This is a genomic window from Clostridiales bacterium (assembly GCA_017569285.1).
Taxonomy (GTDB): domain Bacteria; phylum Bacillota; class Clostridia; order Christensenellales; family Aristaeellaceae; genus Aristaeella.
In genome coordinates this window covers 1129941-1148839 of record CP069419.1, presented here as the reverse complement: position 1 = coordinate 1148839, position 18899 = coordinate 1129941, and the positions used below count along the sequence as shown (strand labels likewise).

Annotated in this window: 18 protein-coding genes and 1 pseudogene; 11 read left to right on the top strand and 8 right to left on the bottom strand. The window is 57.5% G+C overall.

What is annotated here, in order from left to right; genetic code table 11:
* Nucleotides 1–2: 2 nt before the first annotated feature.
* The 4 genes from JNO48_05105 to JNO48_05090 form a co-directional block, all read right to left on the bottom strand.
* Nucleotides 3–530 carry a hypothetical protein gene (locus JNO48_05105; GenBank protein QTE69278.1) on the bottom strand — a complete coding sequence of 176 codons (528 nt, stop codon included), beginning with the start codon at nt 528–530 and terminating at the stop codon, nt 3–5.
* Nucleotides 531–654: 124 nt separating this feature from the next.
* Nucleotides 655–1188 carry an alpha/beta hydrolase gene (locus JNO48_05100; GenBank protein ID QTE69277.1) on the bottom strand — a complete coding sequence of 178 codons (534 nt, stop codon included), beginning with the start codon at nt 1186–1188 and terminating at the stop codon, nt 655–657.
* Between the two features lie 39 nt (nt 1189–1227).
* Nucleotides 1228–1434 (bottom strand): hypothetical protein, encoded by a 207-nt coding sequence (locus JNO48_05095; GenBank protein QTE69276.1) that lies wholly within the window; start codon nt 1432–1434, stop codon nt 1228–1230.
* Nucleotides 1435–1519: 85 nt separating this feature from the next.
* The gene (locus tag JNO48_05090) at nt 1520–3025 is read right to left on the bottom strand and encodes a glucosyltransferase domain-containing protein (GenBank protein ID QTE69275.1); all 1506 of its coding nucleotides are present in this window, start codon (nt 3023–3025) and stop codon (nt 1520–1522) included.
* A gap of 173 nt (nt 3026–3198) precedes the next feature.
* Between JNO48_05090 and JNO48_05085 the strand changes: the two genes are divergently transcribed.
* The 3 genes from JNO48_05085 to JNO48_05075 are packed head-to-tail and all read left to right on the top strand — an operon-like array spanning nt 3199 to nt 4582.
* Nucleotides 3199–3657, top strand: coding sequence for a hypothetical protein (locus JNO48_05085; GenBank protein QTE69274.1), 459 nt, complete (start codon nt 3199–3201; stop codon nt 3655–3657).
* Entirely contained in the window at nt 3654–3890 is a 237-nt protein-coding gene (locus tag JNO48_05080) for a DUF1653 domain-containing protein (protein ID QTE69273.1), read from the top strand. The genes JNO48_05085 and JNO48_05080 overlap by 4 nt, the downstream gene beginning before the upstream one ends.
* Nucleotides 3887–4582 carry a tyrosine-protein phosphatase gene (locus JNO48_05075; GenBank protein ID QTE69272.1) on the top strand — a complete coding sequence of 232 codons (696 nt, stop codon included), beginning with the start codon at nt 3887–3889 and terminating at the stop codon, nt 4580–4582. Before JNO48_05080 ends, JNO48_05075 begins: the two co-directional genes overlap by 4 nt.
* A gap of 125 nt (nt 4583–4707) precedes the next feature.
* Here JNO48_05075 and JNO48_05070 read toward each other — a convergent pair whose 3' ends face one another.
* Complete coding sequence (locus JNO48_05070; protein QTE69271.1) at nt 4708–6012, bottom strand: O-acetylhomoserine aminocarboxypropyltransferase/cysteine synthase; 1305 nt, start codon at nt 6010–6012, stop codon at nt 4708–4710.
* Nucleotides 6013–6394: 382 nt separating this feature from the next.
* On the opposite strand from JNO48_05070, the gene larC reads away from it, so the two are divergent.
* Both larC and JNO48_05060 read left to right on the top strand, forming a co-directional pair.
* Nucleotides 6395–7669, top strand: coding sequence for a nickel pincer cofactor biosynthesis protein LarC (gene larC / locus JNO48_05065; GenBank protein ID QTE69270.1), 1275 nt, complete (start codon nt 6395–6397; stop codon nt 7667–7669).
* A 32-nt stretch (nt 7670–7701) separates the two neighbouring features.
* Nucleotides 7702–9042 carry an MATE family efflux transporter gene (locus tag JNO48_05060; protein ID QTE69269.1) on the top strand — a complete coding sequence of 447 codons (1341 nt, stop codon included), beginning with the start codon at nt 7702–7704 and terminating at the stop codon, nt 9040–9042.
* Nucleotides 9043–9117: 75 nt separating this feature from the next.
* Here JNO48_05060 and JNO48_05055 read toward each other — a convergent pair whose 3' ends face one another.
* Nucleotides 9118–9657, bottom strand: a complete 540-nt coding sequence (locus JNO48_05055) for a TetR/AcrR family transcriptional regulator C-terminal domain-containing protein (GenBank protein QTE69268.1) — start codon at nt 9655–9657, stop codon at nt 9118–9120.
* Between the two features lie 187 nt (nt 9658–9844).
* Between JNO48_05055 and JNO48_05050 the strand changes: the two genes are divergently transcribed.
* The 6 genes from JNO48_05050 (at nt 9845) to JNO48_05025 (ending at nt 16530) form a co-directional block, all read left to right on the top strand.
* Nucleotides 9845–12079 carry an MMPL family transporter gene (locus JNO48_05050; protein ID QTE69267.1) on the top strand — a complete coding sequence of 745 codons (2235 nt, stop codon included), beginning with the start codon at nt 9845–9847 and terminating at the stop codon, nt 12077–12079.
* Between the two features lie 287 nt (nt 12080–12366).
* Nucleotides 12367–12834 (top strand): MarR family transcriptional regulator, encoded by a 468-nt coding sequence (locus JNO48_05045; GenBank protein ID QTE69266.1) that lies wholly within the window; start codon nt 12367–12369, stop codon nt 12832–12834.
* 3 nt (nt 12835–12837) lie between these two features.
* Nucleotides 12838–13389 carry a glutathione peroxidase gene (locus JNO48_05040; GenBank protein QTE69265.1) on the top strand — a complete coding sequence of 184 codons (552 nt, stop codon included), beginning with the start codon at nt 12838–12840 and terminating at the stop codon, nt 13387–13389.
* A 3-nt stretch (nt 13390–13392) separates the two neighbouring features.
* The gene (locus JNO48_05035; GenBank protein QTE69264.1) at nt 13393–14523 is read left to right on the top strand and encodes a cation transporter; all 1131 of its coding nucleotides are present in this window, start codon (nt 13393–13395) and stop codon (nt 14521–14523) included.
* Nucleotides 14524–14599: 76 nt separating this feature from the next.
* A complete protein-coding gene (locus JNO48_05030; protein QTE69263.1) occupies nt 14600–15691 on the top strand; it encodes a radical SAM protein in 1092 nt (363 codons plus the stop codon).
* Between the two features lie 23 nt (nt 15692–15714).
* Complete coding sequence (locus JNO48_05025) at nt 15715–16530, top strand: nitroreductase family protein (GenBank protein ID QTE69262.1); 816 nt, start codon at nt 15715–15717, stop codon at nt 16528–16530.
* 135 nt (nt 16531–16665) lie between these two features.
* Here JNO48_05025 and tnpA read toward each other — a convergent pair.
* Nucleotides 16666–17132, bottom strand: a pseudogene (tnpA, locus tag JNO48_05020) (IS200/IS605 family transposase).
* Between the two features lie 211 nt (nt 17133–17343).
* Complete coding sequence (gene pyk / locus JNO48_05015) at nt 17344–18759, bottom strand: pyruvate kinase (GenBank protein ID QTE69261.1); 1416 nt, start codon at nt 18757–18759, stop codon at nt 17344–17346.
* Nucleotides 18760–18899 lie beyond the last annotated feature (140 nt).

Sequence of the window (18899 nt, the reverse complement as noted above, 5' to 3'; positions counted from 1 at the left end):
GATCAGTATCCGGGCCCGTGTACTTCGATTTTAGGCAGGACCGCGTCGATATCCACAAAACCGACGCGCTGGTCCATCCGGTCGAGATAGACCGGAACCTCATCGGACTTGAGCAGGTCCATGACCTGGACATTCAGGTACCGGCTGTAGAATACGTGGACGGTACCGGTGGCGGGATCTGTATAGTGGCATTCCACGACCCAGGGATGACGGCCGTTGTGAAAGCTGACATTTTCCACGGCGCTCTTGCCGGCAATTTTGGCCATGACACAGTACCCGCCCTCATAGGCCCGGCGCAGCCGCGCACGGCGGTACAGGTCCATCCCCAGGAGGATGATGCCGACCAGCAGGAACGCGGCTCCCATTCCCCCGAAGATATAAAGGAGAATTTCCGGATCCTCCGGGTCATTACCGACCCGGAAATACCAAAGCAGCAGGCCGAGCGTGAGGAACAGCAGTCCCATGGGTCCGAAAATGAAGCCGAGAATTCCCCGGACAGTCCAGCCGTAGTTCTTCCTGCGGGTTTCCATCTGAAGGATCCCTCCCTTGTTCAATATAGTTCCTCTGACTGATATACATCATATACTATGATTGAACAAAAGAAAACAGTAAAAATAGAAAAACAGCCTGTCGGTGCAATACACATTCGATGTATTATCCGATATAATTCCGGACGATTCCCATGATGCGGCGCATTTCAGCGATATCCGCGTCCACATTGCCGGTTTCCAGCGAGTGATTGCCGCCTTCCGTGATATACAGGGGAATCCCTGCTTTTTCGCACAGCCCGCGGATGAGCGGCGTATCCGCGATCGGATCGGCGGTGCCGTTGAAGGCCACCGCATCTGTGAAGGGCTCCCGGAAGGTGGACTCCACGGGCGTGAACAGGATGTTCCGGCACGCAATCCGGTGCTGACGGGCGTAGATGCCGGATACGATTGTTCCCAGGCTTTTGGAAACGAACAGGACGCTGCCGTATTCCTCCCATTTCACACCGGAGAGGATTTCCTCCGCTTTCTGCAGCGCGGTGGAAATCACCTGCTCATCCGGCAGGCCGAAAAGCGTGCCGGAGTAACCGACCGGGATGACTTCCCAGCCGGATGCGGCCAGCATTTTCCAGCTGTAATACAGGAGGGGCTTGTCACACGTGTATCCGATTCCCGGGAAAAGGCAGGCGAGTTTCTTCATAGCGAATCACCATTCCATGACTGCCGGCGGGTCGGCGATTTATACAGGGAGCAGGGCCGGGAGGGAGATATGAAAATCGCTCATGCCGTAATCATCACGGACGTGAGCGTTTTTCTTCCTGGAGTACACCTTTTTGCTTTCGACGGTTTTGGTGACGGGACTGAACTCCCACATCACGCGCCGCCGGCGGTTGAGCTCCTTCTGAGCCTTTTTGCTCAGTTTGTTCTTCGGGACAAAACCGGCCATACAATCATCTCCCTTCGATGGCACAGGTGGATTGTACCATTTTGCGGGAGGATTGGCAACGGGCGGCGCTGTGCAGGATTGAAAATCAGTTTTCCGGATCCAGGCGGAGCCGGATGACCACGGCCTCTTCGGTTTCCCGGACGCTACCCTCCGCAGGCCATTCCGGCATGGAACGCACGAGCGCATCCAGGTCCGCGGGGATGCTCCAGTAATGATAGGGGACCGGCGTAATATCTGTAACAGCTTCCAGCAGCCGGACGCCGCCGGGAGTGGAATAGCCGGGCCGCTCCGGGCTGTATCCGCCCCATTCAAAGAACGACATGCCGATGACATCCTTCTTTTCGGTGAGAACGGAGGAATCCTCAAACGGAAGGGTGCCATAGAAGAGTACGGGCTTTCCGGAAGGGTTGGCCTCCTCCAGCACGGCCGCGATTTCCCGGGCGGCGGCCTGGTCCTGCCGGCTTCGGAGGGTGTCGGTATGCCAGAGGCGGATGACGCAGGCGGCCTGCAGGACAGCCGCGGCGATGCATAACCCTTTCAGGAAGCGGTGCTTTCCCGGCACGGCGGCCGCATAGAAGACGGGAAGGAATGCGGCAACGACCTGCAGGGCAAACTGGGTCCGCGGCACAGTGGCGCCGCCCAGGACGATATTCATCAGCAGAGGAAGAATCAGCACCGCGATGCCCGCCAGCGTGATGATGAAGAGCGGTTTCCCGGCTTTCCGGCGCTGCCGCAGCAGCAGGACCAGCAGGATGATTCCAACCGGATACAGGGAAAGGCTGACGGAAGAGAGCGGGACAAGCAGTTTGCCGGCCTGGCGGAACAGCCCGATGAGCGATTCGGAAACAGGCTGGCGGCCCCACAGGACCTGGTTGTTGAGGTAAGCGCTTTCCCCGCCCCGGAGCAGCCGGGCGATTGCCAGATAAGCGGCCACCGACGCGATGACACGAAGCACCCAGACGAGAAGCCTGCCCGGCCGGATCCGCTGCCCGTTCCACAGGCAGGAGAAGACCAGTATGGCTGCAACGGCCAGGTAATGGGTGATCAGCGCCTGGTAGACGGATACGGCCAGGCCCAGCAGCAGGGAAGACAGCAGCATCTGCGGTACACGGACCAGCGGGGTTTTCCGCTCCTCCATGCACCAGAAGGTATCCAGGCAGGCGGTACCGGCGGTGAGCAGCATGCCCAGGCCGACCGGGGCCAGCTGGAGTGTGAAGTAGAACTGATATGCCCAGACCGGCGAAGCGGCACAGAGCAGGACGAAAAGCCAGTCACTCCGGCCGGACCCGGGACTGCCGGTCCGGCGGAGGAAAAGAACCGGGAGCCAAGCGGCACCGGTGAAAAACACCAGGAACAGCAGCGCACTTTTGAGCGGATTGAAAGCGGTGAGGCCCAACACATGCAAAAGAACGACCAGCCCGGGGCGGCCTTCGCTGATATACCGGGAAAGCGCGGTATCCGGCCGGGAAATCATCAGGTCATTGTCAAAACGAATACTCCCGCCGGCAAGAAAAGGCAGCCAGAGCAGCCAGACAGCGGCCGTAATGAGGACAGGTGCCAGCCATGGCCTGATCCGCCCGGGAATTTTCATACGATACCCCTTTCAAATGAACCGGTTCTGAAAAACAGGATCTCCTGCGGAAATGATATCACATCCCGCATCCTGCCGCAATGAGACCGCCCCGGACCGGCTTTTATTTTTCGGCCGATTCCGATATAATGACAGGGACCAGCCCGGGCTTGCCGGGAGATACGGAGGTAAATATGAAAGCAGCGGTTGTGTACTATTCCCGGTCGGGTGTGACAAAAAAGATTGCAGAGAAGGTACAGGCAAAGTTCAATGCCGATATGATTTTTGTGGAACCGGAAAAGGCGTATAAGAGCTTTCCGGGGGCCATTATCCGGGTGATCCGGGAAAAGAAGGGGAAGAAGATCCCTGCTCCGAAAGAAGCCCCGGCGGATTTCAGCGCCTATGATACGGTGTTTATCGGATTCCCGGTATGGGCGGCGACGATTCCGGATTTCCTGCAGGAATATATCCGGCAGGCGGACCTGGCGGGAAAAAGGGTGATTCCGTTTGCCACAGCCGGCAACAACGGACGGGATGAATCCCTGGCCGCTCTGAAGGCCCTGCTGCCGGACAGTGAGATTACGGATTATTTTTACACCAGCATGGTGGAAAAAGCAGACGCCGACGCCTGGCTGGAAGGAATCCGGGAATGACATACGAAGAAGCGGTGGAGGCCATCCGCCCGGGAAAGTACCGCCATTTCAAGGGAAACGAATATGAGGTGGCTGGAATTGCCCGGCATTCAGAGACCGGGGAACCGATGGTGGTATACCGCGCACTGTACGGGAACAACGAACTGTGGGTGCGGCCGGCGGAAATGTGGAATGAAACGGTGACCCGGGAAGGGAAAACAATTCAACGATTTACGAGGACAGAAGAAGCATGATCGGAAACATGAGGGACCTGGGCGGACTGCAGGCCGCGGACGGGAGGAAAATCAAACCGCGGATGCTGATCCGCTCCGCGCATCTCGCGCAGGCGGAGGAACAGGACACAGAACACATCTCCGAGGTGATTGACCTGCGGACACCGGCGGAACGGCAGGAATCGCCGGACCGGACATACCGGTGTGAATATACCCCGATTCCCGTTTTTGAGGAAATCAACGCCGGGATCAGCCATGAGGAGAAGGCAAAGAACCGGGCAATTCCGGATATGGCGGTACTGTACGGGATGCTGATTGAACGGTATCCGGACGCGTTCCGGAGGATCCTGCTGCGGATTATGCAGCATGACTACTCCAAAGGCGCAGTCCTCTGGCACTGCACGGAGGGGAAGGACCGCTGCGGGATTACAGCCGCGCTGGTGCTGGAGATGCTGGGAGTGGACCGGGAAACGATCATGGAGGACTACCTGAAGACCAACCTGGTGAACATCCCGAAGGCGGCGGAAATCCATGACCGGCTGCTGGAAACCCACGGGAAGGAATTTGCCGACAACGTCTACCGGGCATTCATCGCGGATGAGAGCTACATGCGGTCCGCCTGGAAAGCGATGGGAGACAACTTCATTACGGAAAAGCTGGGAATCAGCCGGGAAGCGATCGACGCATTCCGGGATATGATCCTGGAAGGATAAAACCCGGCCGGGGGCATGAAATGATCACGGCGGACCGGGAAAACAGGCAAAAAGAACCGGCATCTGCATCCGGGGTGGAGGTGTTCCCCGGAGGCGGATGCCGGATTTTCTGCTGCCTGTGTTTTTTATTTCACCGCTTCGAACGCAGCGTCGAGGGCGGCGATCAGGTCCTTCACGTTTTCCGTGCCGATGGACAGGCGGATCGTGTTCGGCTTGATGCCCTGGTCCAGCAGCTCCTCATCGGTCAGCTGGCTGTGGGTGGTGGTGTAGGGATGGATGACCAGGCTCTTCACATCCGCCACATTGGCCAGCAGGGAGAAGATGGCCAGGTTGTCGATGAACTTCTTGGCGGTTTCACTGTCGCCCTTCACTTCGAAGGTGAAGATGCTGCCGCCACCGTTCGGGAAGTACTTCTTGTACAGCGCATGGCTGGGTTCGCTCTCCAGGGACGGATGGTGAACCGCCTCGACCTGTGGATGTTTGCTGAGGTAATCCACGATCTTCAGGGCGTTCTCCACATGGCGCTCCACGCGCAGGGACAGGGTTTCCAGCCCCTGCAGGAACAGGAACGCATGGAAGGGAGACAGGGTGGAACCGGTATCCCGCAGGAGGATCGCGCGGATATAGGTGGCAAAGGCCGCGGGACCGACTGCATCATAGAAGCTGATGCCGTGATAGCTCGGGTTCGGATCGCTGATCCACGGATATTTGCCGCTGGCTTTCCAGTTGAACTTGCCGCCTTCCACGATCACGCCGCCGATGGCCGTGCCATGGCCGCCGATGAACTTAGTGGCGCTGTGGACCACGATATCCGCGCCCCAGTCCAGGGGACGGACGAGGTAGGGTGTCGCGAAGGTGGAGTCCACCACCAGCGGGATGCCGTGGGCATGGGCGACCTTAGCCACTTCCTCAATATCCACGATATTGCTGTTGGGGTTGCCCAGCGTCTCGATGAAGATCGCTTTGGTGTTTTCCCTGATGGCGGCTTCGAAGGAGCCTTCCTGCGCCGGATCCACGAAGGTGGTGGTGATGCCGGTGGTCAGCGGCAGGGTGTGCTCGAGGAGGTTGAAGGTGCCGCCGTAGATGGTCTTGGAGGCCACGATGTGCTCACCGGCCTTGGCCAGGGCCTGGAAGGTGTAAGTGATGGCTGCGGCGCCGGAGGCAACCGCAAGGGCGGCCGAGCCGTTTTCCAGCGCGGCGATGCGTTCCTCGAAAACGCCCTGGGTCGGGTTGGTCAGGCGGCCGTAGATGTTGCCGGCATCCCGCAGACCGAAACGGTCGGCGGCATGCTGGGCATTATGGAATACATAGGAGGCAGTGGCATAAATCGGAACGGCGCGGGAGTCGGTGGCCGGATCGGCCTGCTCCTGGCCGATGTGGAGCTGCTTGGTTTCGAAAGACCAGTTGGCGGAATTCTTAATATCAGACATGGGATTTCTCTCCTTTTACATTCATCTTATTTTTTCGGCTCACCTGAACCGCGGGATGGTATTTCCGGGTTTTGCGCTCAGCGGCACATTCGGTTCCGGCTCAGCAGCACGGCGTTCATTCTGCATTGACATCGCATGGCCGGGACCCCCTTTCGTTTCGGTGGAACTAACCTACCAGATAAATTGGTAATTGTCCAATACGAAGGATCAATGCGGAGATATAGATTAAAACTATAACTACGACTGGAAATATAATCCGGGGATTCATGGCAGGATCACTGGGAGGGGACTTGACTTTGAGCATGCTTTAAGGTTTACCATGATCAAAGACAACCACAGCACCCCGGCGGGCAAGGACAGATCAGCAGGGAGGAACAGGCAGATGAAAACATTATATCTGGAATGCGCGATGGGCGCGGCCGGTGATATGCTGACCGCGGCATTGCTGGAACTGGTTGAAGACAGGGACGCGTTCCTGCGGAAGATGAACTCCATCGGACTGCCCGGAGTACGGGTCGAGGCGGAGGAAGCCGTGAAGTGCGGGATTACCGGCACCCATATGAAGGTGACCGTAGACGGCGAGGAAGAGGAATCCCTGGACGCGGACGGACATGATCACCATCATGATCATGACCACGGCCATGAACACCATCATGAACACGAGCATGAACATGATCACGACCATCATCACGGGCACCATCACCATGCTTCTGTGGCGGATATCGAAAGCATGATTGACAGCCTGGATGTTTCCGGACAGGTGAAGGCGGACGCAAAGGCGGTCTACGCGCTGATTGCGGAGGCGGAAAGCGCGGTGCATGGCCGTCCGGTGACGGAGATCCATTTCCACGAGGTGGGAACCCTGGACGCGGTGGCGGACGTGGTGGGCGTCTGCCTGCTGATGGAAATGATTGCCCCGGACCAGGTGCTGGCTTCCTCGGTGCATACCGGAAGCGGACATGTGCACTGCGCACACGGGATCCTGCCGGTTCCGGCACCCGCCACTGCACTGATCCTGCAGGGAATTCCGAGCTACGGCGGAAAGATTTCCGGGGAACTGTGCACGCCGACCGGCGCCGCGCTGCTGAAGCATTTTGTTTCCCGGTTCGGCGACCGACCGGTGATGGCAACCGGAGCCATCGGCTACGGGATGGGAAAGAAGGATTTTGAACAGGCAAACTGCGTCCGCGCGTTCCTGGGGGAAAGCGAAGTGGAGCGGGAGACCATTATCCGGCTGGAATGCAACCTGGATGACATGACCGGGGAGGATATTGGCTTTGCCATGGAGCAGCTGTTTGCCGCCAGCGCGCGGGACGTGTATACACAGGCAATCGGCATGAAGAAAAACCGGCCGGGAATCCTGCTGTCGGTGATCTGCATGCCGGAGGACGCGGACCGGCTGGCGGAAGTCATTATGAAGCACACCTCCACCCTGGGAGTCCGCAGGCAGGAGATGAGCCGGTATACGCTCCGGCGGGAAATGAAAACGGTCCATACGCCCTACGGAAACGTGCGGGTGAAGTATTCGCACGGTATGGGAGCGGAACGGATCAAGCCCGAATATGAAGATGTCGCAGCCCTGGCAAAGGAACACGGCGTGCCGCTGGATACCATCCGGAACGTGGTGGCGGAATACTGCACGGATTCCCGGGACTGAGAAAGAATTCCAGAAGACCAAGAGGTGCAAGCATGTCCCGAACCAAGGATATGACGACCGGGAAACCGGTCGTCCTGATACTTGCCTTTGCCATTCCGATCCTGGCAGGCAACCTGATCCAGCAGTTATACAGCCTGGTTGATTCACTCATCGTCGGCCAGCTCCTGGGCGTTACAGCCCTGGCGGCGGTATCCGCGTCCGGATGGCTGGACTGGGCGGTACTCTCCATTCCCATGGGCCTGGCCCAGGGCTTTTCCATCCAGGCGGCGCAGTACTTCGGCGCGAACCGGCCGGAAGAACTGCGCAGGACGGTGGGGCAGAGCATCCTGATCGCAGCGACCACAACGGTACTGCTGGAGATTGCCAGCCAGCTGCTTCTTTCCCCGGTGCTGGAATGGATGAACACCCCGGCGGAAACGTTCTCCCTGACGGAGGGATACCTCCGCATTATCTACGGCGGACTGCCGGTTGTGATGGCGGTGAATGTGCTGAACGGTTTCCTGCACGCGTTGGGAAACAGCCGCACACCGCTGGCTGCGCTGGCGGTCGCGTCGGTCGTCAACATGGTGCTGGACTGGTTCTTTGTGGGAACCTGTCATATGGGGATCAACGGAGGGGCGTGCGCAACCGTCATCGCCCAGGTGATCTCGGCGCTGATCAGTTTCCGTGCGGTTCGCCGGCTGAACATACTTCACCCGGAACGGAAGGATCTCCGGCCGGACCGCCGGATGACAGCGAGGCTGATCCGCCTGGGAGTTCCCATCGCATTCCAGAACGTAATCATCGCCGTGGGCGGGCTGATCCTGCAGGGGGTTGTGAACGGATTCGGCTTTGTATTCATGGCCGGATACAACGCGGCATCCCGGCTCCAGGGCCTGGTGGAGATGGCCGGCGCTTCCCTCGGAAACGCAGTCGGGACATTTGCCGGACAGAATATCGGCGCCGGGAAAAAGGACCGGGTGCGCAAGGGACTGCATTCCTCCGCACGGATCGGCACGGGCATGGCGCTGGTGATCGGCGGGATTATGATACTGTTCGGAAAGCAGATCCTGGGCCTGTTTATCCGGGACGAGCAGGCGCTCGCGGAACAGGTGCTCGCCTTCGGATACCAGTTCCTGTGCGTGATGGCGGCTGGCCTGCCGATGCTGTACCTCCTGTTTGTTTACCGGTCCACGCTCCAGGGCCTCGGGAATACTTTCATTCCGATGATTTCCGGTTTCGTGGAGCTGGGAATGCGGGTTGGCTGCGCGCTGCTGCTTCCGCTTATGCTGGGAGTATGGGGCATTTACACGGCGGAGATCGCGGCATGGGCCGGGGCAGCTGTACTGCTGATCATCGGCTGTTACCGCGAACTGCGAAAAATACAGACATGATACCGGCAAAAATGGATTCGAAAAAACCACCATGGCGATACGGCCATGGTGGTTTTCGTATGATTCGGGAAACCTTCAATTGATCCGGATGAGGCGGATGAGCAGCTGCGCAATTTCCTCCGGGGGTTCCCGCTGCTCCTTGTTGATCCACAGGCAGATAATGCGGTAAGCGCCGTAGATGACGTAATTGAACAGGTATTCCTGCGCGGTTTCATCCGGCATGGTCCCATAATTCTGCATGACGCTTTCCCGCAGGACTTCCTGGGCAAACAGGCGCTGCGGGAAGAGGGGATCCACATTGTTGTTGACGATCAGCCGCCCGAATTCCAGGTGGCTCTCCAGGTATTCACAGATCGTTTCAATGATTTTGACCGGGTTGGCGGCATGCTCCCGGATGGTGCTGACCAGGAATTCCAGCAGGTCGTTTTCCATATCCGCCAGGAGGTCAAACTGGTTGCCGTAGTATTTGTAGAATGTGGTGCGGTTGACATCCGCCCGCTGGCAGAGCTCCCGGATGGAGACATGGTAAATATCCTCGGTACGCAGGATGTCGGTGAGGGCATCCTTCAGGAGACGCTTTGTCATTGTGACCCGGCGGTCTTCCTTCTTTTCCATACAGGTTTCCCCTTTCTGTCGTATTATCGACACGAAACGACCGGTCTGTTGACAAACAAACCAATTCCTAATGAACTGTCGGTTGCTTTATCAACACCTGTTGATTAAAATTTTAATGGAGATGATATGCATTGTCAAGCAGGAGCCATCCTGCGATGAACGTGGAAAACAGGAGGTTGACGACCTTATGAATAAAGCGGCGGAATTCCTGGTAGGGAAACGGAAGATTCTCCTGGGACTGTTCCTGGTGCTGACGATTGCTTCCCTGTTCCTGGCCGGACAGGTGAAGGTGAATTATGACCTGACGAAATACCTGCCGGACGGATCCTGCATGAAAGAGGGAACCCGCCTGATGGAGCAGGAATTCGGAAAGGAAGCATCCTCACGGCTCCGGGTGATGATTCCCGGACTTTCGGAAACGGAAAAGGAAGAGGTACTCAGCTGGCTCAGCAGCCGGGACGAGGTATCCGGGGTCACCTGGAAACCGGGAGAGGAGTATAACCGGGACGGGTACAGCCTGTATGAGGTGACAACGGAATATGACAGCCACTCCCGGGAGGCGGCCGGGCTGTACAGCGCCGTTTATGAAAAGTACGGCGCCCTGGACGTGCGGACCGGCGGGGAGATCCACGAGGCCAATGTACCGATGCTGCCGCCGTATGTGGTGGCAATTGCCATCGGACTGGTGCTGCTGGTGCTGCTGATGATGTGCAACTCCTGGTTTGAACCGGTGATTATCCTGGTGAACATCGGGATTGCGGTGGCGGTGAATATCGGGACCAATGTGGTATTCCCGGATATTTCCGAGTTTACGTTTTCCATTGTGGGCATCATGCAGCTGGTGCTTTCCCTGGACTATTCCATTATCCTCCTGAACCGGTATACCCAGGAAAAGGAAAAGCATGCGGACAATCCTTCCGCCATGAAGGCAGCCATCGCCGCGGCCTTCCCGGCTGTGACCGGCAGCTCACTGACGACTTTCGCGGGGCTGCTGTGCCTGGCGTTTATGGGATTCCGGCTCGGTGCGGACATGGGATACGCCCTGGCCAAGGGCGTGCTGATCAGCCTGGTGTGCATCTTTACCGTGCTGCCGTCCCTGATCCTGATGAGCGACAAGCTGATTGTGAAAACCCGGAAAAAGGCACTTCGGATTCCGATGGGGAAATGCTCCCGTTTTGAGTACAGGGGGAGATTCGCCCTCCTGATCCTGCTGCCGGTGCTGCTTGCCGGATCCTACCTGCTGAAGAACAACACGGAAATCCTGTATATGCTGCAGACCAACAACCCGGTGGAGGATGTGTTTGAGGACCACCATTCCCTGGTGCTGCTGTATGAAACGAAAGACAGCGGCCGTATCGCGGAGGTGCTGGCGCCCGCGGAGGAGGACGGAAAGGTCACATCGGTCACGGGATATTACAACACCCTCGGAAAAGCGTACAAGGCCGGGGAGATCGCGGAGCTCTTCGGGGAGGATGCCGCGCTGGACCTTTCCATGATCCGGATGGTTTACAGCGACAAGTTCTCGGAAGGGTCCGGCGCGGGGAAATCCGCCATCTCGATGTTCATGGGCTCGCGGAATGCCTATGACGAGGACTGGGCGATGACGCCGGCGGAGCTGATTACCCATATCCGGGAGCATTTCCTGAGCAATCCGCTCTACTCCGCGTTTATCAAAGACGACGCGCGGCAGCAGATTGCGGACGCGGAGGAGATGATCCGGGAAAATACCGCGAAGCTGGAGGGCGAACACTACGGCCGGGTGATCCTGGAAACCATGTATCCGGAAGACTCGGAAGAAACCCGGGAATTCCTGGATGCCCTCTCCCAGCGGTGCGAAACCATGCTGGAAGGGAAGGCCTGGCTGATCGGGACTTCCGAGATGAACCGGGAAATGGCACAGACCTTTGACGCGGAGATGAACCGGATTACCCTGATTTCCGCCCTGGCCATTTTTATTGTGGTGGCGCTGACATTCCGGTCCCTGGTGATCCCGCTGGTGCTGGTGCTGACCGTCCAGAGCGGGATTTACCTGACGATGGCATTCATCGGCCTGAGCGGCGGCGCGATGTTCTACCTGGCCATCCTGATGGTGCAGTGCATCCTGATGGGCGCGACGATCGACTATGCGATCCTGTATACATCCTATTACCGGGAGGAACGGCGGACCGGCGACGTACCAGCGGCCATCAGCGGTGCCTATGACGGGGCGCTGCATACCATCCTGACCTCCGCGCTGATCATGATCGGCGCCGCGGGAATCCTGGGATATGTTTTCGCAAACCCGGCGATCGGGGAGATATGCCTGACGATCTCCCGGGGGGCGATTTCCGCCACCCTGATCATCGTGTTTGTCCTGCCCGGCGTGCTGGCTGCCCTGGACCGGTTTGTGCGGTACCGGGACAGAAAGGGAACCGGGAAGTGAATTCCGGGAACGAACGGCTGCGCGGTGCGGGGTATGGGTCCTTCCTGTTTAATTAAGGAATACAAACTCAATAACGGAATAAAGCCGTCAGACGGCAAAGGAATATTCCTGCGGGGAAAGCATGCAGTACTTGTGCTGCATGCTTTTTGCGGCATCGGCGCCGGCTGCGGCGGAAATAAAGTTTAATGCGTTTAACTTTTTTGAAAAAAACCTTCATTTGGGGTATTGACAAACCCAGATATGTATGATACAATATATTTGCATCAAACGCAATGGAAGGAGAAACCATGGAGTACGATTATCACGAGGCGATGAAGCTGGATAACCAGCTGTGTTTTCCGCTCTATGCCGCCGCGCGGAATGTGACGGGCATGTACACCCCATGGCTGAAGCCCCTGGGGCTGACCTACACGCAGTATATCGTTTTCCTGGTTCTCTGGGAAAAGGACGGAGTCTCCGTAACGGAAATCGGCGAAAAGCTGATGCTGGACAACGGAACCCTGTCGCCGCTGCTGAAGAAGATGGAGCAGGCCGGTTATGTGGAACGGCGGCGGAGCCGCGGGGACGACCGGGTGGTCGAAATCACACTGACCGAAGCAGGCCGGGCACTGCAGGAAAAGGCAAAGGATATTCCCGGCAATGTGGCCGGCTGTATCGAACTGCCGCCGGAAAAGGCGCGGATGCTGTATACACTGCTCTATGAACTGCTTGGAAACCAGAAGGACAAAAACGACCGGAAAAAGGAAGGAGCATGAAAGATGAAGACCGTTTATGATTTTACTGTGAAAGACCGCAAGGGAAACGATGTAAGCCTCTCCGAATACCGCGGCAAGGTGCTGCTGATCGTCAACACGGCGACCGGATGCGGCTTTACCCCGCATTATGAGCCCCTGGAAGCGATGTATAAGGAAATGAAGGACCAGGGCCTGGAAATCCTGGATTTCCCCTGCAACCAGTTTGCCAACCAGGCGCCCGGAAGCGCGGATGAGATCCACCAGTTCTGCACGCTGAAGTTCGGCGCGGATTTCCCGCAGTTCGCGAAGATTGACGTGAACGGCGACAGCGCGGATCCGCTGTTTGCTTATCTCGCGTCCGAAAAACCGTTCAAGGGTTTCGGCAAGGGACTGAAGAACGCGGCGCTGAACAAGTTCGCGGCCATGAACAACAAGGCTTACGGCGACAAGACCTACGTCGGCTGGAATTTCACCAAGTTCCTGGTGGACCGGGAAGGCAAAGTGATCGGCCGGTTTGAGCCCACGACCGACATGAACGAAGTGCGCGACGCGGTGGCCGCAGAACTGGAGAAATAAGAAATGAGCGGACAGACAAGCCGTGACCGGATCATTATCCGGACCAGCATCATCGGAATCCTGGCCAATGTGTTCCTGGCGGGCTTCAAAGCGGTCGTCGGGCTGACCGCCAACTCCATCGCCATTGTGATGGATGCGGTGAACAACCTGTCGGATGCGGCAAGCTCCGTGATTACCATTGCCGGAACAAAGCTGGCCGGAAAGGAACCCGACCGGAAACATCCCTTCGGATACGGCCGGGTGGAATACCTGAGCGCCATGGTCATTTCCTTCCTGGTGCTGTATGCCGGGATCACGGCGTTTGTCGAGTCCGTGAAGAAGATCATCACGCCGGACACACCGGATTATTCCGCGGCCGCGCTGATTATCGTGGCGGCCGCAGTCCTGGTGAAGGTTTTCCTGGGCCGGTTTGTGAAACGGACCGGAGAACAGGTGAATTCTGACTCCCTGGTCAACTCCGGGGAAGACGCGGTACTGGATTCCGTGATTTCCGCCTCCACGCTGGTGGCGGCCGGGATCTACCTCCTCTTCCATATCTCCCTGGAGGCCTGGCTTGGCGCGATCATCGCCCTTGTAATCATCAAATCCGGCCTGGGGATGCTGAGCGAGACGATTTCCCGGATCCTCGGGGAGCGGGCGGATGCCCAGATGGTGCGGGATATCAAGGCAACCATCAACAGCTATCCGGAGATCAGCGGCGCGTACGACCTGGTGCTGCATAACTACGGACCGGACTCCTACAACGGATCCGTCCATATTGAGGTTCCGGACACGCTGTCCGCGGATGAGCTGGACAAGCTGGTGCGGAGGGTGACAACCGACGTTGTTCGGAAGCATAACGTGATCCTGACGGCAATCGGTGTGTATTCCTATAACACCAAGGATCCTGAAGCGGCGGAAATCCGGGAAAAGGTGCGCCGGATCGTGAAGGAGAACCCATACGTCCTCCAGATGCATGGTTTTTACATGGACAAGGAGGAGAAGACACTCCGGTTTGACATTGTGGTGAGCTTTGACGCGAAGGACCGCCGGGAAGTTCACCGGGATGTGACAGAACGCGTACAGAAAGCGTACCCGGACTATACACTGCAGATTGCCATGGACATCGATTTCAGCGATATCGGAAAAGCATAACAGGAAGGCTGCCCCTGCGATTCGGACGGATGAGCCGGGGCGGTTTTCCGGTTTCGGAAAAGACAGGAAGAAAGAAATGAACCGGGAATTTGACATCCAGGCTTATATGACACACGGCGTGGAGCGCGTTGTGGGCGATATTATCAAAGCGACATTCCGGAATCCCCGGGAGAGCGCCTATATGGCGAAATTTGCGCTGACCAGCCGGAAGGCATCCGCAAAGCGCCGGAAGGCGGAGGACGCGGGAGAGCATATTCCGCCGTTCCTGATTGCCAGCATTACGAGCCAGTGCAACCTGCACTGCGCGGGATGCTACTCCCGCTACAACCATGCCACGGTGGACGCGGCGCCGGTGCGCCAGATGACCGCCGAAGAATGGCTGCGCGTTTTCGGGGAGGCGGATGAGCTCGGAATCAGCTTTATCCTGCTGGCCGGCGGGGAACCCATGATCCGGCGGGATATTATCGAAAGTGCCGGGAAGCACCCGAATATCCTGTTTCCCATTTTTACCAACGGGACCTATATGGATGAGGCGTATTTCCGGCTGTTTGACAAGTGCCGGAACCTGGTGCCCATTATGAGCATTGAGGGCGGGAAGGAAATGACCGACCGCCGCCGGGGAGCGGGCGTGTATGACCGGCTGATCCGCAATATGGACATCCTCCATGAGAAAGGCCTGATCTTCGGCGCGTCCGTTACGGTGACCACGCAGAACAGCCGGGAGGTATCGTCCGAAGCATTCCTGCGGAGCCTGTCCGACCGGGGATGCAAGGCCGTGATCTTCGTGGAGTTTGTCCCGGTGACCGACGACAGCAAAGAGCTTGCACCGGGGGATACTGAACGGGAATACCTGAGCCGGGAAATTGCCCGCCTGCGGGAAGAACATCCCGAGATGGTGTACATTTCATTCCCGGGAGACGAGAAAAGCAGCGGCGGATGCGTGGCGGCGGGACGCGGGTTCTTCCATATCAATTCCCACGGGGGCGCGGAACCCTGCCCGTTCTCTCCTTTCTCGGATATCAACGTGCGGGACACCTCCCTGAAGGAAGCCCTGCATTCACCCCTGTTCCGGGCCTTGCAGGACGGCGGGCTCCTGGACGACGATCACGCGGGCGGATGCGTGCTGTATGAGAAACGGGCGCAGGTGGAAGCCCTCCTGAAACCATAAAAAAGAAAGCGGGGAATGATCTGATGACTGACCTGATGAAGACCATCCAGGGCCGGCGGAGTGTCCGCACGTTTGACGGGATTCCTGTCAGCGAAGAAGACCGGGACCGGCTGGAACGGTATATGCGCCAGATTACGAATCCGTTTGGTATTCCGGTGCGGTTTGTCCTGCTGGACGCCGGAAAATACGGCCTGTCCAGCCCGGTGATTTCCGGGGAAAAGCTGTATGTGGCCGGCAAGGTGGACAAGGTTCCCTATGCGGACGTTGCGTTCGGCTACTCTTTTGAAAAGCTGGTGCTGTACGCGTGGTCGCTGGGAATCGGCACCACCTGGATCGGCGGCACGATGAAGCGGGAAGTGTTCGAAAAGGCAGCCGGCCTGGAAGACGGGGAAATGATGCCCTGCATCAGCCCCCTCGGCTATCCCGCGAACCGGCTTTCGATCAGGGAAGCGCTGATGCGCCGGGGAGTCGGCGCGGACAACCGGATGCCCGCGGAAAAGATCTTCTTTGACGGGGAGTGGGACGCGGGCCTGCCCGGGGAGAAACAGGCGCCGATTGCCGACCTGATCGAGATGGTGCGCCTGGCGCCTTCCGCGGTGAACAAGCAGCCCTGGCGGATCATTGTTTCCGGAAATGATTACCATTTCTACGAGAAGCACGACAAAGGCTATGTGAATGAAAAAGTCGGGGACATGCAGAAGATCGACATCGGAATTGCCCTGTGCCACTTTATGTCCGGACTGGAAGCCCAGGGGAAAAAGCCGGAAATCGTGACCGAAAACCCCGGAATCGCTATTCCGGAAGGTGTGGAATACATCGTGACCGTGAAGGACTGCTGACACCCGGAACGAATCAAACCACAGTAAGTAAAGATCCACCGGCATAGCCGGTGGCTTTTCTTATGCGGCCATAGGCCTAGAATACTAGCCCGCGCCCTCGCAGGCGCAATTACGGTCTGCCAACCGCGTAGACTGTTACTGGCCACCCGTAAACGGGTTATCGTTGGCCTTTCCCAGCATTGTTAACTGTTCTCCCATCTTGTCCTCTTCCAACTGATGCCGGATATACTCTGCGATTGCCTTAGTATTCTTTCCTACCGTATCTACGTAATACCCCGGCACCAAAATTCACGGTTCCTGTACTTGTACTTTAGTTCCCCAAACTTTTCGTAGATTAGCACACTGCTTTTTCCTTTCAGGTAACCCATGAAACTTGATACCGCTACCTTGGGTGGTATGCTCACCAACATGTGGATATGATCCGGGCATACCTCTGCTTCATGGATTTCTACACCTTTCCATTCACATAACTGTCGGATGATCTTTCCGATCTCCGTTTTCTTTTCCCCGTAAAACACCATCCTTCGATACTTCGGCGCAAACACTATGTGATATTTGCAGTTCCATCTCGTGTGTGCTAAACTCTGTAAGTCGTTAGCCATCTAATGACCTCCTTTTGCTCCTTTGCAGTTGGCAGACCGCATTGGCATTATAGCAAAAGGAGTTTCTCTTTCATTCGCATAGCTATAAGCTCTCCCGAACCCCACGCCTAGCGTGGGGTTTTATGAATACAATAACACCCCGTTTACGGCAGGCATCCGTGCCTGTGCCGCAAACGGGGCGCTTTTTGTTATTTCCCGGAAACAGGGAGGATTACCGGACGGTTTCCACCTTGATGGTGTTGGTGTTGCCGGGCGCGCCGTTGATCTGTCCGCCGGTGAGCACGACGTTGTCGCCGGGTTGCAGGCGGAACAGATCCTTCGCAAGCTTCAGGTCCTGCCAGAACATGACATCAATGGAGGAGAACGCCTCAGTGAGCACCGGGGTGACGCCCCAGGACAGGTTCAGCTTCCGCCATGCTTTGGGACTGGTCGTGGTGCCGATGATATTCACCGGGCAGCGGAAACGGCTGACCATCCGGGCGGTGCGGCCGGAAAGTGAATTGACCACGATGGCTTTCGCACCGACATCCACTGCCATGGAACAGGTGGCGTGGGAGATGGCGTCGAGGTTGTTGTGGATCCGGAATTCCATGGTGTGGAACCGCTCCGCGTAATCAATTCCGGCTTCCGTAAACTCCGCGGTCTGCGCCATGGTGGAAACGGCCTGTACGGGATACTTGCCGGCAGCGGTTTCACCGCTGAGCATGATCGCGGAGGAACCGTCATAAACGGCGTTTGCCACGTCGGAGATTTCAGCCCGGGTCGGCCGCGGATTGTGGATCATGCTCTCCAGCATTTCCGTGGCGGTGATGACACGCTTTCCGAGCATCCGGCACTTGCTGATCAGGTATTTCTGCAGGGCCGGCACCTCCATGAAGGGGATTTCCACGCCCAGGTCACCGCGGGCCACCATGATTCCGTCCGCCACCTCGCAGATGTCCTCGATATGGTCCACACCGCTCCGGTTTTCGATTTTGGCAATCAGGTCCACATCCTGCCCGCCGTTTTGGTCGAGCAGGTCCCGGATGGACTGGACATCCTCCCGGGTGCTGACAAAGGAGGCGGCCACGAAGTCAATATCGTTTTCCAGGCCGAAAAGGATATCCTTCCGATCCTGTTCGGACAGGAAATCCTGGCGCAGCACCTTGCCCGGGAAGTTCATGCTTTTCCGGTCGCTCAGCGTCCCGCCCGCGGCGACACGGCAGCGGATATCATTCCCGGCAACCTGCTCCACGATCAGGATGACCAGGCCGTTGTTGATCAGTACTGTATCCCCTTCGGAAAGCTCTTCCGTGAGTTTTCGGTAGGAAACGGAAACGCGGGTTTCGTCCCCGGTAATGGGTTCCGTGGTCAAGGTGAATTCCGCACCGTCCTGCAGGGTGACTGGGCCGTTCCGGAACGTTCCGATCCGGTACTCGGGCCCTTTGGTATCCAGCATGATGGCGATGGGGAGTTCTAACTTTTCCCGGACGGATTTGATGAGGTTGATCCGGCTCAGGTGCTCTTCCTGCGTGCCGTGGGAAAAGTTCAGCCGCGCGACATTCATTCCGGCTTTGCAAAGGGCGGTCAGCGTTTCTTCGTTGTCACAGGCGGGACCGATGGTACAGATGATCTTGGTTTTCCGCATCAGGTATTCCTCCTCCGGTCAGTAGGACGGTCCGATTCTTCCGGTGCCGGTTTGGCGGACACACGGTATGCTGTTTTCAGTCTTTTCCATATTTTATCATTTTGCATCCTGCAGGACAATGGACGGAATGGGATGTCCAT

Excerpts from the sequence above, each read along its gene's own strand:
- JNO48_05040 (QTE69265.1), top strand. The coding sequence starts at position 12,838 with ATGAAGACCGTTTATGATTTTACTGTGAAAGACCGCAAGGGAAACGAT.
- JNO48_05025 (QTE69262.1), top strand. The coding sequence starts at position 15,715 with ATGACTGACCTGATGAAGACCATCCAGGGCCGGCGGAGTGTCCGCACG.
- JNO48_05030 (QTE69263.1), top strand. The coding sequence starts at position 14,600 with ATGAACCGGGAATTTGACATCCAGGCTTATATGACACACGGCGTGGAG.
- JNO48_05085 (QTE69274.1), top strand. The coding sequence starts at position 3,199 with ATGAAAGCAGCGGTTGTGTACTATTCCCGGTCGGGTGTGACAAAAAAG.
- larC (QTE69270.1), top strand. The coding sequence starts at position 6,395 with ATGAAAACATTATATCTGGAATGCGCGATGGGCGCGGCCGGTGATATG.
- JNO48_05080 (QTE69273.1), top strand. The coding sequence starts at position 3,654 with ATGACATACGAAGAAGCGGTGGAGGCCATCCGCCCGGGAAAGTACCGC.
- JNO48_05100 (QTE69277.1), bottom strand. The coding sequence starts at position 1,188 with ATGAAGAAACTCGCCTGCCTTTTCCCGGGAATCGGATACACGTGTGAC.
- pyk (QTE69261.1), bottom strand. The coding sequence starts at position 18,759 with ATGCGGAAAACCAAGATCATCTGTACCATCGGTCCCGCCTGTGACAAC.
- JNO48_05095 (QTE69276.1), bottom strand. The coding sequence starts at position 1,434 with ATGGCCGGTTTTGTCCCGAAGAACAAACTGAGCAAAAAGGCTCAGAAG.
- JNO48_05045 (QTE69266.1), top strand. The coding sequence starts at position 12,367 with ATGGAGTACGATTATCACGAGGCGATGAAGCTGGATAACCAGCTGTGT.
- JNO48_05070 (QTE69271.1), bottom strand. The coding sequence starts at position 6,012 with ATGTCTGATATTAAGAATTCCGCCAACTGGTCTTTCGAAACCAAGCAG.
- JNO48_05055 (QTE69268.1), bottom strand. The coding sequence starts at position 9,657 with ATGGAAAAGAAGGAAGACCGCCGGGTCACAATGACAAAGCGTCTCCTG.
- JNO48_05035 (QTE69264.1), top strand. The coding sequence starts at position 13,393 with ATGAGCGGACAGACAAGCCGTGACCGGATCATTATCCGGACCAGCATC.
- JNO48_05075 (QTE69272.1), top strand. The coding sequence starts at position 3,887 with ATGATCGGAAACATGAGGGACCTGGGCGGACTGCAGGCCGCGGACGGG.
- JNO48_05105 (QTE69278.1), bottom strand. The coding sequence starts at position 530 with ATGGAAACCCGCAGGAAGAACTACGGCTGGACTGTCCGGGGAATTCTC.
- JNO48_05060 (QTE69269.1), top strand. The coding sequence starts at position 7,702 with ATGTCCCGAACCAAGGATATGACGACCGGGAAACCGGTCGTCCTGATA.
- JNO48_05090 (QTE69275.1), bottom strand. The coding sequence starts at position 3,025 with ATGAAAATTCCCGGGCGGATCAGGCCATGGCTGGCACCTGTCCTCATT.
- JNO48_05050 (QTE69267.1), top strand. The coding sequence starts at position 9,845 with ATGAATAAAGCGGCGGAATTCCTGGTAGGGAAACGGAAGATTCTCCTG.